Genomic DNA, 13,629 nt, shown 5'->3' on the forward strand with positions numbered 1-13,629 from the left:
GCTTTAGTATTATCTGTGGCCAATAATGAACGTATATGGTTTATTTTGGCCATTTTTTGTCTATTTAAGGCATTTACAATAGGGAGATGACAGGCGTAGAATAATCGCATTAAATCACAAATTTTATATCGGCCTAATCTCAGAATCATTTGAGAACGGAGGACCCATTATTTTGGGGTTAATTCTGCTATTGCAGAAGGGATGAGAAACTCTTTCGCCATCCTACCCGTCAGCTAACTTCGTCGGCTAAAGCGAAGGAGGTTATAAGACCGCCTTAATTCAGGAGGCTTTTTTGTCGTGCTTAAAACAAAATGGCAGCCTGATATATTTGCAGGTCTTTTTATTCTGCCTATAATTAAAGGCTGATTTGGAAACATATATGTATAGCCTGCTAGGCGTTAAATAGAGCAACGAATATTAAAGGATTGTTCAATAAGTGAATCGTATTGTTTATCTCGGAGAAAATATATATTGGTCTTTTTTTATATTCAGCCCATCTTTAAGAGGTCAGTTAGGAGATTACGATGAAAAAAATAAAAGAGGTTAATCCTCCAAAGGTCCTTGTATTAGGTTTTGCAACTGTTATTCTAATCGGAGCTTTTTTATTGACTCTTCCCATTGCCACTGAGGATGGAAAAGGTCTCTCGTTTTTAAATGCTTTATTTACCGCTACATCTGCTACATGTGTAACAGGGCTTGTCGTTGTAGATACTGGGGACACCTTTTCTTTATTCGGTGAATTAGTCATTTTATCGCTCATTCAAGTCGGTGGATTAGGGTTTATGACATTTGCAACTTTTTTATTTTTGCTGTTAGGTAAAAAAATTTCTTTAAAAGACAGGCTGCTGCTAAAGGAGGCCTTCAATAATGTATCCTTTGCGGGAATTGTAAGGTTAGTCAAAAGAATTTTGATATTTACTGCAGTGATTGAAATTGTCGGCGGTATCCTTTTATCGATTCGCTTTTCTTACGATATGCCAATAGGTAAAGCCATCTATTTCGGATTTTTTCATGCTATATCTAATTTCAATAATGCTGGCTTTGATTTAATGGGAGAATTCAGGAGTCTAACCCCTTATGTAGATGATCCTGTTGTCACCTTAACCGTATGTACTCTCATCACACTCGGTGGATTAGGATTTATTGTGATGAACGAACTTTATGAATACCGTAATACTCACCGCTTATCTGTGCATACGAAGGTAGTATTACTAGCAACCGTTATTCTAACAGTAGGGGCAACCTTGTTAATCTTCATATTTGAATATGGAAATGCTAAGACATTAGGGCCTTTATCCGAAACTGGAAAAGTATTAGGCTCATTGTTTCAAGCAGTGACTCCAAGGACGGCAGGTGCTAATACATTACCAATTGGAGATTTAACACATTCTACTTTGTTCTTAATTATTTGTCTGATGTTTATCGGAGCAGGTTCAGGATCCACAGCTGGAGGAATTAAAATAACGACCTTTGCTGTTTTAGTAGCTACCGTATGGTCTCAAATTAAAGGGAAAGAAGATGTTGTCTTATTTAGGCGCAGAATTGTGACTGAAACGATATTAAAAGCACTGACCGTTGTTTTTTGTGGATTGAGTGTTGTTGTAGCTGTGACCATGATACTTAGTATTACAGAGGAACACAGTCACGATTTTATTATGTATTTATTTGAAGCCACTTCTGCGTTTGGTACAGTAGGACTTTCCATGGGATTGACTCCGGAGTTATCTCCTATTGGTCGTATATTTATCATTTTGACAATGTTTGTGGGAAGATTAGGTCCTTTAACGATAGCTTTTTCCATTGCAAAGAGACGTAAACCAGACAACTTCCGTCATATAAAAGGAAATATCATGATCGGTTAATTAAATTGAGGGAGTGTAGATGAAAATGGCTGTAAAACAATATGCTGTGATTGGTTTAGGGAGATTTGGAACAAGTATAGCTCGAAGATTGTATGAGGCTGGACAAGAGGTGCTAGGAATTGATGCAAATGAGGAAAAAGTCGAAGATGCTGAATTATTCGTCACTCACGCAGTAGTGGCTGATACGACAGAAACGAAGGCACTTAGAGCGATTGGGATAAGCAATTTTGATTGTGTCATCGTAGCCATTGGAAATGATATGCAATCCAGCATTTTAACGGTTTCCCTGCTTAAAGAGCTAGGGGTTAAAAAAGTCATTGCAAAGGCTCTTGGAAAGCGACACGGGCAGGTTTTAGAGAAAGTAGGGGCTGATTGGATTATCTATCCTGAGAGAGACATGGGAGAACGTGTGGCCAATCAGCTCTTATCACCTAATATGTTGAACTATATTGAGTTATCAAAAGAACACAGTATAGAGGAGATTATGATTCCTTCCAAAATGGCAGGAAAAAGTCTGCGTGACCTTGACATTCGTGCCCAATATAATGTCAGTGTTATTGCTATCGTTAGAGAAGGAGATATTATTATTTCTCCTTCTCCCGATCGTATTATTCACAAGGAAGATTTATTAGTGATGATTGGGAAGAGAGAGGATATTGCTAAATTTGCGAATATAGGACAATAAGCGAACAGTGCCGGGCACTGTTCGCTAAAATAGAGGTTGATACATATTATTCATGTATGATATGTATCAATCTCTTACTTCTTTTTCCACAATAGCGCCTTCGTTGAAAATCGTTATGGAAGTAAAGTACCAGTTAATTTAATAAATATTTCCTTTCAAATGAACAATAATAAAAATAAATGTCGAAAAGTAAAACGGTGTAAAGAATGGGAAAAAAGAAAAAACGTTTCAATAAGAACTCACTTCCTTTTTGGTTGTTAGCAGTTATTCACTTAGGTATGTTTTTGCTAGTGTTAAAACGTAAAAAACAAAAGGATACGTGGATTTTACTATTATCCAATATGGGTTTTGCTTATTTATTTGAGTATCTGGTCCTCAACTTATTTCATGGTTATAGATACAAACCGTCAATTATGAAAAAGCGTACTTTTGATTCAGTCTTAGGAGCAATCTTCTCTCAAGCAATTTATGTACCAATTGCAGCTACTTTTCTAACCGCACTTAACAAGAAATGGAGTTGGAAAGTCGGTGTCAGCCTTTTTTATTATTGTATTGAGAACTTATTTTTACGACTAAATATTTATAAAGTATATTGGTGGAGGCCTATATATACTTTAGTCTTATTAAATGTATATTTTAATATTAGTGATGCTTTTTATAAGGCGCTTTCAACCCAAAAACGATGGGCAATGGTTATTGCTCATTACTTGGCTATTGAAGTAGTTTCGATTACTTTATCGTATATTTTTGCAGCGAACCGTCATATTCGATTTGGGCGTGGATATTTCCATACGTGGACGGAACATTTTAAAATAGTACCTTTATACAGTTTGGTACTCTCTTTTATCGCTCTCATTACGTCTTCAAAGGCTGGGTTGTTTTATAGAATGCTCCCACCATTAAGCCATATTATTATCGATATAACCTTGGTAAAAATGGGTATCTTAAAAGTGAATATCAACCAATTTTTAGTTGTTTGTTCTCGATACTTACCAATGACATTTATTTCGAGATTTTTTTATAAAACAATTTACAAAGAATAGCGAACAGTGCCTGGCACTATTCGCTATTTTTTTGGCGGAATAAAGACCTTTCCACAAGAACATACTATCACAAACGAACTGTCTGGATTGTTGTAAGGGGGAAATCGCGATGCAGCTATCCGTTGAAATCATCTTTCGAACCTTTACCGCCTTTATTTTGTTATGGATATTTGTTCATTTGCTCGGTAAACAGACGATTACTCAGAGGTCCTATCACCTTTATATCGCTTCAATCACGATGGGGACCATTGCAGGAAATCTAGCCTTCAATATTAGAATTGAATTCCCGTATTTTATCGTCGCATTCATGATTATGGGGATCATCGTGTTTATACTGAATTTTGTTGCGGTTCGAAATGCGCGATTCCGGAAATGGATTGCAGGGAAACCTACTACTTTAATTGAAAAAGGACAAATTCTCGAACAATCAATGAAACGAATGGGGTATTCAATTGATTCTCTGAAACAGGCTTTGCGGGCTAAAGATATCTTCAACATAGAAGAGGTAGAGTGCGCCATTTTAGAGACAAGTGGCGCACTCTCTGTATTAAAAAAACCGCAGTACCAACATACAACAAAGCAGGATTTAAATTTATCTCCCTCAGCAGAAACCATACCGGTAGAGCTCGTCTATAATGGGAAAATCTTATATGAAAACTTATCAAAAAACACCTACGACGAAGAATGGTTAAAGGCGGAGCTTAAAAAAAGAAATCTCGCTGTTTCTGACATTTCGTATGCGGTCGTAGGGACTAAAGGGAATTTGTATATTGATTTGTTTAGGGATGAATTAAGGTAATCATTCTTGTTTCATCCCTAAGAATAGTTAGATTCCTTCCCGCTCGATGAATTAATCAGTTTCATCAGTTCAAAGTCTTGATATGCTTCCAGAAAACAAGTCAGCCACGAACAAGCTTTTCAAAAGCACAGTAATATGGAATAGAGAATAGTGGATATATTCTCTTACGACCGGGCCATTTTATGGAGCAACGCCTTTAAAGGGGTACCGTCAAGAAAATGTGGATTTACAACGCTAGCCCATTTCCAAGACGATTCCCCCGATTTTAACAACGTTAAGGTATTCTTAATGGTCTCAAAGAATCTATAGATCCCTTTTTATCAAAATTAAAATGGTATTCTCCTAGTAAATTGATATGTTCCCAGCCTAAGGGGGACATATGGTGCAACAGGTCTTCATTAAAATCTCCTAAGCTTTTTTGATATTCAACTGCTTTTGTCAGATGTAAAGTATTCCACACACTAATAGCATTGATAATTATGTTTAAAGCACTGGCTCTTTGCAATTGATGCTGTAGGGTCCGTTCCCTAAGTTCACCTTGTTTTCCAAAGAAAACCGCTCTTGCAAGACCATTCAGCGCTTCTCCCTTATTTAATTCTTTTTGAATTTTCCTTCTCAAAGATTCATTTGAAATGTAATTGAGAATAAAGATCGTTTTTTCAATTCTTCCCATCTCACGTAAAGCTGTAGCAAGGCTGTTCTGCCTAGAGTAAGAACCTAATTTCCCCATAATAAGTGATGCTGAGACAGCACCTTCTCTTATAGAATGGGCTAACCGCAAAACATCCTCACAGTTTTCTTTAATCACCTTTGTCCACGTAAAATGGCCTCTAGTTTTGGAAAATCACTTGATTTCCCCAATGTAAAAAGCTTTGAATCTAATAAATCACTTGTACGCAAATTACTTGTACGCGAATCCCTTGTGTTGATGTTATACTCAAATTAATCACAATTTTCCATTTAATAGGAGGGTGAATAAAATTAAGGAATCCGATATCTGTATTCACTTTTTTCTAACTAGGCTTTGCAAAGAGTAAATTGAATTCGTACTTATTGATACTAAGGAGGAGTTTTTACTATGCCTAGATACACCTTACCACCACAACAAAATTGTCTGACAAGACGAGGGCAGATCTAGCCGCTGCTATTATCGAAACTAATTGTTCCATCACTGGGTCACCCTCTCACTATGCACTAGAAAAAAGTAGCCTTAGCACTGGAATCCCAGAGGAACGCATAATGGTTTCTATTAAAGAAACCCCTGAACGTTTCGTATGTGAGGGTGGCAGTATCATGCCAGAACCCGGCATGGTACAAAACCAATAAAACACCAAGTAAGCGCATAAATAATACAAAGACAGCGAAAGAAGGTACCCGAATTCAAAATCAAATTATTTAGGAGAGATAAAAGATGGAACATATTATTGTCGAAACGAAAGATGGGGTCCGTAAACTGACACTAAACAGACCTGAACGTCTTAATGCTGTAAATGATACACTTAGTAATGAGATTATCCAGGCAATTTCAGAGGCTTCTGCTGACGATGAAGTCCGTGTCATTGTTATTACCGGCAGTGGACGAGGATTCTGTGCAGGTCTTGATTTGACCGATCGTGCGAAGAGAAATCCAGACGCTCAATCCCGTCATCAAAAATTAGATGAATTGGGTTGGGTTGGTCATCAAGCATTGGGGATTGTTCATTGTGATAAGCCAGTTATTGCTGCAATCAATGGGATTGCGGCTGGTGCAGGACTCGCGTTAGCTCTGGCTTGCGACATCCGCTTCATGTCTGCTGATGCAAGGGTAACGGCTGGATACATTCGCCGTGGTCTCAGTCCTGATGCGGGAATGAGTTATTTTTTACCGCGGTTGGTCGGGCAGGCAAAGGCCGCCGAATTGATTTTAACGGGCAGGGACATTTACCCTGAGGAAGCAGAACGAATTGGATTGGTGAACCGGATATTCTCTGATGAAGAATTGCAGGAACAGGTAATGAACTTTGCACGGGAATTAGCCGCAGGACCGCCGGTAGCGATGACGCTTTCTAAAAGATTGCTTGCTGCAAGCCCTGACACGGATCTTACAACGATTCTTAAACAAGAGTATGCATTTATTAAACAATGTTTTGGAACCAAAGATGTCCAGGAAGGGATGCAAGCCTTTGCTGAGAAGAGAAAGCCCGTGTTCCAAGGGGAATAGATTGCCTCAGTTTGTTTTAATTTACTCGTAAATGCTCGCTTATTCGCAGGATTTCAAATCCACATGTTAGAGCAATGATGTAGGTATGGAATGAGTTTTAGTAACAAGGCTGCATAAAAGCGTACGGGAATAGAGGAGTATCTTACATCAAAGATTAAATAAGCATAGCCCCTTTCTACATGTAGAGTGGGGTTATGCTTATGTGATTTTAAAAATTAAATAACTTTTTCATCACAATTATAGTTTCACCATTTCAATAACTAATACATGCGACGTTTCATTAGCTTGAATGTGAATATCCTCTTCAACGATTTCCAAAGCATCTCTAGCGTTTAACGTTAGCTCATTAATAGTTGAACTGCCTTCGATTTGCACGAGATACGCTTGTCTGCCTTCTTTGACAGGGAAGGTGATTTCTTTACCTGGATCGAGTTCTAGAGCGTAAAGGTTAGCGTCTTGATTAATTTGAATCGGTGCAGAACCTTCTTTACTCGATACCATATGAAGCCACGTGTTATGTCTTGCTTCCATATCAAAACGAAAATCGCCATAGTGAGGAGTATGGCCCGCTCGATCGGGAATAATCCAAATTTGCAGCATTCTTAATGTGTTGTCACCCATATTATGCTCGCTATGATACACGCCTGTTCCAGCACTCATATATTGAACTTGTCCGCGATTAATCGTACTTTTATTGCCCATGCTGTCTTGGTGAGTCAGCCCGCCATCTACAACATAAGAAATAATCTCCATATCTTGATGAGGATGCATGTTAAATCCTGTTTGAGCAGCGATTAAATCGTCGTTAATCACTCGCAAAGCGCCGAAGTGGATGTTTTCTGGATTATAGTACTCAGCAAAAGAGAAGTGGAATAAGCTTTGCAGCCAACCGAGATTGCTTCTGCCCATATTGTTGTGATCTAGTTTTCTTAGCATCGTAAAACTTCCTTTTATATTTTATTTAAGTATCTTTAATTCGAGATAAATTATATACCTTATTTTAGTACAGGTCAATTAAAGATAGTATGTGCAGTTCGTGAATAATTATTTCCTGTATTTGTACAATTAGGTATAATTTATAGTGTAGATAAGTTTATCAAAAGCTGGCGGAAAGATTGGAAATAGAACGTTAATATGTTTGAGGGAGCTGAAAGGCCCTTTTTTATTAAGCTTATAAATAAAGGTTTTGAAAAAATCTATATATGCAGTATAGAGGGTGAGGCTATGGAATTTTCATCAAAAAAAGATATGTGGATGGGAATAATTATTTGGGCTGTAATCGGATTGTTTGCTTGGATTTTCTATGAATCAACATTTATTGAATTTAACCTTGTAGGAATCATTGTGATGACAATAATGGTTGGGCTGTTGCTATCGATTTGGTTTTGTACACACTACAAAATTGAACAAGGTATATTGAAAATTTCCTATGGACCAATAAAAAAGAGTATTGCTATCGAAGACATTCAATCGATTCGTCTAACAGTCAATCCATTTACCGCTCCAGCACTTTCAATGTACAGAATTGAAATTAATTATCGGAAGTATAAGACCATTTCCATTTCTCCTATCAATCAAGAACGATTTATAAAAGAATTGCAAAAGTTGAATCCCAAAATTCGAATTATGGGTAATGAATAGAGCCTTGCTTCAAGTAAAGAGAGGGAGATTTCCATGAAACAAAAAGTGTTGATTACGAGAAAACCGCCAGAGCATATTTGTCAATTACTGAATGATCGTTTTGAAGTAACGCTTTGGGATTGTGAGGAAGAACAGATTCCGCGTGAATTTTTGTTAGAACAGATTGCAGAAGTAGATGGAGTTCTTTGTCTGTTAACGGAACATATCGACGAAGAAGTGATCAACAAAGGGAAAGGGTTAAAGGTCATTAGCAACTTAGCTGTCGGCTATAACAACATCAATGTGGAATATGCTTCGTCAAAGGGAATGATGGTGACGAACACGCCAGGTGTCTTAACGGAGACGACGGCTGATTTAACCTTTGCTCTGTTAATGGCGACTTCTAGAAGATTAGTAGAAGCTTCCGATGTGCTAAGAGAAGGGAAATGGAAAACGTGGTCACCGATGTTTTTAACGGGAATGGATGTGTATGGAGCGACAATTGGCATTATCGGTTTAGGGGAAATTGGAGCGGCAGTTGCTAGGAGAGCAAAAGGCTTTGGAATGGATTTATTGTATTACAGTCGTACGCAGAAGGCTGCATTAGAACAAGAGTTAGGCATCCAATATGTCTCTCAAGAAGAGTTGCTTAGAAGGTCTGATTTTGTTTGCCTATTAACTCCGTATACGAAAGACACGGAGAATTTGATTACGTTAGAAGAGCTAAAAATGATGAAGAAAACTGCCATCCTGATTAATACAGCAAGAGGCGGCATTGTAAATGAGGATGATTTGGTCACGGCCTTAACAGAAGGAATCATTTGGGGGGCGGGCCTAGATGTATTTGCAGAGGAGCCCATTCCAGTGAACCATCCATTATTAACAGCACCAAATGTAGTCGCTCTTCCGCATATCGGCAGTGCAAGTGTGCAAACAAGAACGAAAATGTGGGAACTGGCAGCGCGAAATCTGATTGAAGCTTTGGAGGGGCGAACTCCGCCTCATTTGGTGAATAAGTGAATGGTCAGCTAGTTTAGATAGGTCTTTAGGGTGGTTGGCAGAACTTATATACCACTATTTTACAATCCTTAATATATTCTTTATCAATCTTCACGTTCTCCTAAATGAAAATTAATAGTTTACTGGTATTTTTAAGAAGTAATCTATTAGACAAAGAGATAGGAGATGTGTAGAGTGAAAAGAAAATGGTTAGCAGCTTGTGGTGCTCTTGTAATGGCAATTGGTGTGACGACAGGAGGAGGAGAGGCTTTGGCTAAGGAAAAACATAAAGATATCGTAAATGTTTCCCATCGAGGTGCTTCAGGTTATGCACCGGAACATACTCTTGTATCCTATCAAATGGGAGAAAAAATGCATGGCGACTATATTGAAATAGATTTGCAAATGACAAAGGACGGACAGCTAATCGCGATGCATGATGAGAAATTGGACCGGACGACAAATGGGACAGGCCTTGTTAAAGATTATACATTAGCTGAAATTAAACAGCTTGATGCGGGCAGCTGGTTTAATGAAAAATATCCAGAGAGTGCTAATCCGAATTATGAAGGGCTTCAAGTACCAACGCTTGAAGAAGTGTTTAAAAAGTTTGGAAAAAATGCTCGCTACTATATTGAAACAAAATCACCAGAAACATATCCAGGTATGGAAAAAGAACTTTTACGCTTAATTGATAAATATGACATTAATAAAAAGAGCCTTCTTATTCAGTCTTTTAGCCCTCAGAGCTTAAAAATCATGAATGAACTAGATCCATCCGTTAAGCTTGTTCAATTAATCTCGTATAAAAATTATGCCGTCATTACAGATGATGAAATTGCAGCGATTAAAGAATATGCGATGGGAGTCGGGCCTAATCATACATATTTGAACGAAGAATATGTACAAAAAGTCGTCGACAGCGGGCTTGAACTCCATCCATACACTGTGAATGATAAGGACAGAATGAAGCAGCTTATTGACTGGGGAGTAACGGGAATGTTTACGAATTTTCCAGATAAGCTTCATGAAGTGAAGAAAGGGAAATAAAGCAAACGATAATAATGTTAACAGGTTGAGTTTTCGAGTACAAAACAGTAATTAGCACATCAATTAGTGGTCCAATTTCAAACAGAATTGGACTGCTTTTTTTATTGATATGGCGGGGCTAATAGACAAAATAGCAATGCCATCTACTCATCTTTAGAAAGGTGACAGAATTCGATGTCAATGTGCGAATTTGTGTGTTAAAACTGATGCTAATTGCAGTGCTAACTTCCAATTTTAAAAAGAATGTTAACTGGATATTTATGTTAAAATCAAAAAGAAAGTTATTCAACTAGTATGTTGAATATGACTTATAGACTTATAGCGAAATAATACATAGGAAGATGTTTTAGTGATTTATCTGGAAAGGAGGGGGTTACGACGTTAATTGTTATTGCAGTTTTGTTTTTTTTAGGGATTACTTCTATTTCCTATCAACAGGATGTTTTTTTCTTTTTTGTATTTATGGGATTAGTTATTCTATTATTTTTCAATAAAGAAAAACGATTCATTATATCGTTGCTGTTATCGTTCCTAATCGGTTTTGCCATATTTATGGTTACTAATAATTTCGTTGGAACGATGACTATTTCAAAGGAAATAAAAATCATTCTTAATCGTCTTTTTCTCGTTTTTATCATTATAGGACTCTTTTTTAACTATCTCTTCTTTAATAAGAAGGTTTCTTGGTACAATGAAAAACCTGATTGGAAAAATCCTATCGTCTTACCATTTCATAAAGTTAATACATTTTGGTTTTGGATGATTGGAATAGTCATTAATGGCATAGTATATTTGTTTTTTATTGTTCAAAAAGATGTAGAGTATATCCAATCGCTATTATTGTTTTGTTTATTTTTTTCGCTAATTAATGCAATTTTCGAGGAAGTTATCTGGAGAGGGATAATGCTTTCGGCTCTTAAGGAATTCACATCCACAGGGTATGCTATTATCGTTACAAGTGTTGGTTTTGGACTTCTACATCTAGCAATTGGTTTTTCTATTTCTCTCAGTTTGTTAATTTCAGTTGCTGGGGTAATATACGCATTAATTACACTGAAAACAAACAGCATTTATCCGAGTATTGTTTTGCATATCGTAATTAATATTGGAATGGTATATAGTGGATTTATAATTTAATAAAAGATGGGAACTTAGAGGATTGTGAAAGCGAACTGATGCGTACTTTAGCTACATTAACTAAAAGAAAAATATAGCTCAGGACTTTAAATGAAGGCTGAGCTTTTTATGTGCTGATTCAACTGCTAAACTGCTTACGAATTTTCTCCTAATTCGGTTAATAATTAAATGCTAATTGTTTCGTTAATTGTGGTTTTGTACTTCAAATCCGAACCCGTTATACTAATATTAGTATGTTTACTTTCGTTTTTACTTGTTCTTGAAGAGTACAAATTATATTAGTCTTTGTGCATATCCCTGTTACTTTATTTTGAAGATAGAAACTGAATTATTTAGTTCTTCCACCAAATTCGCCAACTTTATATTCGCAGCAATTAGTAGAAAAGGTGAGCGAATGAACGGCACACCTTTTCCTTCTTAATTATTTAAAATAGCTCATTATCCATTCTCCAACTAACCCGCCAAGGTAGACTCCGACGATACCTAACACTCCTGCTAAAACAGGGGGAGCTGGAATCGGAAGTTTTAAACATTTAAACAGAATACCTACTGCTAAACCGGCTACAATACTTAAAATAATTTCTTTCATAAAGGCACCACCTTTAAGATATGTGACATTTTAGTAGTGGCCCAATTTTGCTATTCTTATGAATTGCAGCTTAATTGGTGTTCTCTCTTTGATTAGTACATAAAAAAAGCCTCCTTAAATGGAAGCTGTATCTTGAAGGAAAGCGCCTGCTAGTTCAACAAGAAAAGGCTGCTTTGACGATAGCAGCTGGATTTTTGTGATTTATTCGATTGCTATCCTTTAGAGGAAAACAATCATTTATTGCAATGTTGCAGTCAAAGGATTATGTTGTTTAATCTCTTGTATGGATAGATTTACATTATAATTTCCATGTTCGAGAAGTTTATTAAGAAAAAGATTCAATTGCTCTTGGGATTTAACTTTTATTTTTAAATGGTAACATCCTTGTCCAGATATCCGGTGAGCTTCAACTACCTCATTTCGATTATTAATAAAGTGGATAAACGAATCGTGATTTGCTGTTTTCATATAAACAATGATAAACGCTGTAAAGGTCAGCCCTAATTTCATTTCATCGATGATTAGGGAGTAGGCTTTAATTACACCATTTTCCTCAAGTTTTTTAATACGATTTCCTACTGCTTGTCCAGTCATATGAATTTGTTCACCTAAGTCTTTCCATTGAATGCGTGAGTTTCCCATTAGATATTGGAGGATTTGAAAATCAGTTTGATCAAGTTTCATATAAACTCCTTTCACCATGAAATGATTTGATATAAAACAATTTCATCAACGTATCGATTAAATACAAGATATAATCTATGATTTTATTATAAATTACTTTTGATGAGGTGGGAAAAAATGAGCACAGCGTTGATTTTAGTTGATATTCAAAATGACTATTTTCCAAATGGAAAGATGGAATTAAGCAATCCTGTAAAAGCAGCCGCTAATGCTGCTAAAGTTCTTGAATGGTTTAGACAGAATAACAAAGATAATATTTTTCATGTTCAGCATATCGCAAGTGATCCAGGGTTAGGCTTCTTTCTACCGGATACGGAAGGAGTTAAACTAAATGAGGCTGTTCTGCCACTAGAATACGAAAGCATTATCCAAAAACATTTTCCTAACAGCTTTTTAAAGACTGAATTAGAAAGCAAATTAAAAGAAAGAGGAGTAACCAAGGTAGTGGTTGTAGGTATGATGACGCATATGTGTATTGATGCCACAGTTAGAGCTGCAGTCGATTTAGGCTTTGAAGCCACACTTATCGAAGATGCATGTGCGACAAGAGAATTATCTTATCAAGATAAGGTCATCCCAGCTGAGCAGGTTCATTATGCGTTTGTTAGTGCACTTAATGGAATGTATGCAAATGTTGTTTCGACAGAGGATTTCTTGAAGACACAAAGCTAATGCAATCTTGAAAAACAACTAATGAAATAAAATAGGGGGGATTGTTTAAAAAAACAATCTCCTTTCTTGTTGATGTTTAAACTCATAAATGTACTATTCATATTTAATATAGTGTAGTGCTTTCATTTAAAATATCAAAATTATGTATAAAGAAAAACCCCAACTTTCCATACGAAAGCAGGGATTTTTGACGTTTTAGTAGATTCAGGGATTTGAACAATTAAGTGGTCTTATTGAAGAAAAGCACTCAATCGTTGAATAGGCAGATACGCTTTTATTGCATATTATC

At 36.6% G+C, this 13,629-nt stretch carries 13 protein-coding genes, 1 pseudogene and 1 riboswitch; of the genes and pseudogenes, 10 read left to right on the forward strand and 4 right to left on the reverse strand.

Annotation, left to right across the window (positions count from 1 at the left end; genetic code table 11):
- The first annotated feature begins 120 nt into the window (after positions 1 to 120).
- Positions 121 to 263: riboswitch (cyclic di-AMP (ydaO/yuaA leader) on the forward strand.
- Between the two features lie 261 nt (positions 264 to 524).
- The 4 genes from V7068_RS12405 to V7068_RS12420 all read left to right on the forward strand — a co-directional run bounded on the left by V7068_RS12405 (position 525) and on the right by V7068_RS12420 (position 4,389).
- Positions 525 to 1,862, forward strand: coding sequence for a TrkH family potassium uptake protein (locus tag V7068_RS12405; protein WP_499713053.1), 1,338 nt, complete (start codon positions 525 to 527; stop codon positions 1,860 to 1,862).
- A 25-nt stretch (positions 1,863 to 1,887) separates the two neighbouring features.
- Positions 1,888 to 2,547, forward strand: a complete 660-nt coding sequence (locus V7068_RS12410) for a potassium channel family protein (protein ID WP_499713054.1) — start codon at positions 1,888 to 1,890, stop codon at positions 2,545 to 2,547.
- A gap of 206 nt (positions 2,548 to 2,753) precedes the next feature.
- Positions 2,754 to 3,590 carry a hypothetical protein gene (locus V7068_RS12415; RefSeq protein WP_499713055.1) on the forward strand — a complete coding sequence of 279 codons (837 nt, stop codon included), beginning with the start codon at positions 2,754 to 2,756 and terminating at the stop codon, positions 3,588 to 3,590.
- Between the two features lie 109 nt (positions 3,591 to 3,699).
- The gene (locus tag V7068_RS12420; protein ID WP_499713056.1) at positions 3,700 to 4,389 is read left to right on the forward strand and encodes a DUF421 domain-containing protein; all 690 of its coding nucleotides are present in this window, start codon (positions 3,700 to 3,702) and stop codon (positions 4,387 to 4,389) included.
- 274 nt (positions 4,390 to 4,663) lie between these two features.
- On the opposite strand, the pseudogene V7068_RS12425 reads toward V7068_RS12420, so the two are convergent.
- A pseudogene (locus tag V7068_RS12425) lies at positions 4,664 to 5,286 on the reverse strand (Tn3 family transposase); the annotation flags it as partial.
- Positions 5,287 to 5,800: 514 nt separating this feature from the next.
- Here V7068_RS12425 and V7068_RS12430 point away from each other — a divergent pair.
- The gene (locus V7068_RS12430) at positions 5,801 to 6,589 is read left to right on the forward strand and encodes an enoyl-CoA hydratase/isomerase family protein (protein WP_499713057.1); all 789 of its coding nucleotides are present in this window, start codon (positions 5,801 to 5,803) and stop codon (positions 6,587 to 6,589) included.
- 237 nt (positions 6,590 to 6,826) lie between these two features.
- Here the strand turns inward: V7068_RS12430 and V7068_RS12435 are convergent, their stop codons facing one another.
- Positions 6,827 to 7,525, reverse strand: coding sequence for a pirin family protein (locus V7068_RS12435; protein ID WP_499713058.1), 699 nt, complete (start codon positions 7,523 to 7,525; stop codon positions 6,827 to 6,829).
- Between the two features lie 288 nt (positions 7,526 to 7,813).
- On the opposite strand from V7068_RS12435, the gene V7068_RS12440 reads away from it, so the two are divergent.
- From V7068_RS12440 to V7068_RS12455, 4 genes are all read left to right on the forward strand, one after another.
- Positions 7,814 to 8,230, forward strand: coding sequence for a PH domain-containing protein (locus V7068_RS12440; RefSeq protein ID WP_499713059.1), 417 nt, complete (start codon positions 7,814 to 7,816; stop codon positions 8,228 to 8,230).
- A gap of 33 nt (positions 8,231 to 8,263) precedes the next feature.
- Positions 8,264 to 9,229, forward strand: coding sequence for a 2-hydroxyacid dehydrogenase (locus V7068_RS12445; protein ID WP_499713060.1), 966 nt, complete (start codon positions 8,264 to 8,266; stop codon positions 9,227 to 9,229).
- Positions 9,230 to 9,442: 213 nt separating this feature from the next.
- Positions 9,443 to 10,258 carry a glycerophosphodiester phosphodiesterase gene (locus V7068_RS12450; RefSeq protein ID WP_499713063.1) on the forward strand — a complete coding sequence of 272 codons (816 nt, stop codon included), beginning with the start codon at positions 9,443 to 9,445 and terminating at the stop codon, positions 10,256 to 10,258.
- 552 nt (positions 10,259 to 10,810) lie between these two features.
- Complete coding sequence (locus V7068_RS12455; protein WP_499713061.1) at positions 10,811 to 11,395, forward strand: CPBP family intramembrane glutamic endopeptidase; 585 nt, start codon at positions 10,811 to 10,813, stop codon at positions 11,393 to 11,395.
- Between the two features lie 421 nt (positions 11,396 to 11,816).
- Here the strand turns inward: V7068_RS12455 and V7068_RS12460 are convergent, their stop codons facing one another.
- Together V7068_RS12460 and V7068_RS12465 are read right to left on the reverse strand one after the other, a co-directional pair.
- The gene (locus tag V7068_RS12460; RefSeq protein WP_127759369.1) at positions 11,817 to 11,984 is read right to left on the reverse strand and encodes a XapX domain-containing protein; all 168 of its coding nucleotides are present in this window, start codon (positions 11,982 to 11,984) and stop codon (positions 11,817 to 11,819) included.
- A gap of 237 nt (positions 11,985 to 12,221) precedes the next feature.
- Positions 12,222 to 12,668, reverse strand: coding sequence for an Lrp/AsnC family transcriptional regulator (locus V7068_RS12465; RefSeq protein ID WP_127759370.1), 447 nt, complete (start codon positions 12,666 to 12,668; stop codon positions 12,222 to 12,224).
- A gap of 117 nt (positions 12,669 to 12,785) precedes the next feature.
- Between V7068_RS12465 and V7068_RS12470 the strand changes: the two genes are divergently transcribed.
- Positions 12,786 to 13,340 carry a cysteine hydrolase family protein gene (locus V7068_RS12470; protein ID WP_499713062.1) on the forward strand — a complete coding sequence of 185 codons (555 nt, stop codon included), beginning with the start codon at positions 12,786 to 12,788 and terminating at the stop codon, positions 13,338 to 13,340.
- The last annotated feature ends 289 nt before the right edge of the window (positions 13,341 to 13,629 follow it).

It is taken from the genome of Bacillus sp. JJ634 (assembly GCF_036962285.1).
Lineage (GTDB): Bacteria > Bacillota > Bacilli > Bacillales > DSM-1321 > Peribacillus > Peribacillus asahii_A.

What these genes read in the sequence shown, in the direction of transcription:
- V7068_RS12470 (WP_499713062.1), top strand. Translation starts at nt 12,786, where the DNA reads ATGAGCACAGCGTTGATTTTAGTTGATATTCAAAATGACTATTTTCCA.
- V7068_RS12435 (WP_499713058.1), bottom strand. Translation starts at nt 7,525, where the DNA reads ATGCTAAGAAAACTAGATCACAACAATATGGGCAGAAGCAATCTCGGT.
- V7068_RS12440 (WP_499713059.1), top strand. Translation starts at nt 7,814, where the DNA reads ATGGAATTTTCATCAAAAAAAGATATGTGGATGGGAATAATTATTTGG.
- V7068_RS12415 (WP_499713055.1), top strand. Translation starts at nt 2,754, where the DNA reads ATGGGAAAAAAGAAAAAACGTTTCAATAAGAACTCACTTCCTTTTTGG.
- V7068_RS12410 (WP_499713054.1), top strand. Translation starts at nt 1,888, where the DNA reads ATGGCTGTAAAACAATATGCTGTGATTGGTTTAGGGAGATTTGGAACA.
- V7068_RS12455 (WP_499713061.1), top strand. Translation starts at nt 10,811, where the DNA reads ATGGTTACTAATAATTTCGTTGGAACGATGACTATTTCAAAGGAAATA.
- V7068_RS12405 (WP_499713053.1), top strand. Translation starts at nt 525, where the DNA reads ATGAAAAAAATAAAAGAGGTTAATCCTCCAAAGGTCCTTGTATTAGGT.
- V7068_RS12460 (WP_127759369.1), bottom strand. Translation starts at nt 11,984, where the DNA reads ATGAAAGAAATTATTTTAAGTATTGTAGCCGGTTTAGCAGTAGGTATT.
- V7068_RS12445 (WP_499713060.1), top strand. Translation starts at nt 8,264, where the DNA reads ATGAAACAAAAAGTGTTGATTACGAGAAAACCGCCAGAGCATATTTGT.
- V7068_RS12450 (WP_499713063.1), top strand. Translation starts at nt 9,443, where the DNA reads ATGGCAATTGGTGTGACGACAGGAGGAGGAGAGGCTTTGGCTAAGGAA.
- V7068_RS12420 (WP_499713056.1), top strand. Translation starts at nt 3,700, where the DNA reads ATGCAGCTATCCGTTGAAATCATCTTTCGAACCTTTACCGCCTTTATT.
- V7068_RS12430 (WP_499713057.1), top strand. Translation starts at nt 5,801, where the DNA reads ATGGAACATATTATTGTCGAAACGAAAGATGGGGTCCGTAAACTGACA.
- V7068_RS12465 (WP_127759370.1), bottom strand. Translation starts at nt 12,668, where the DNA reads ATGAAACTTGATCAAACTGATTTTCAAATCCTCCAATATCTAATGGGA.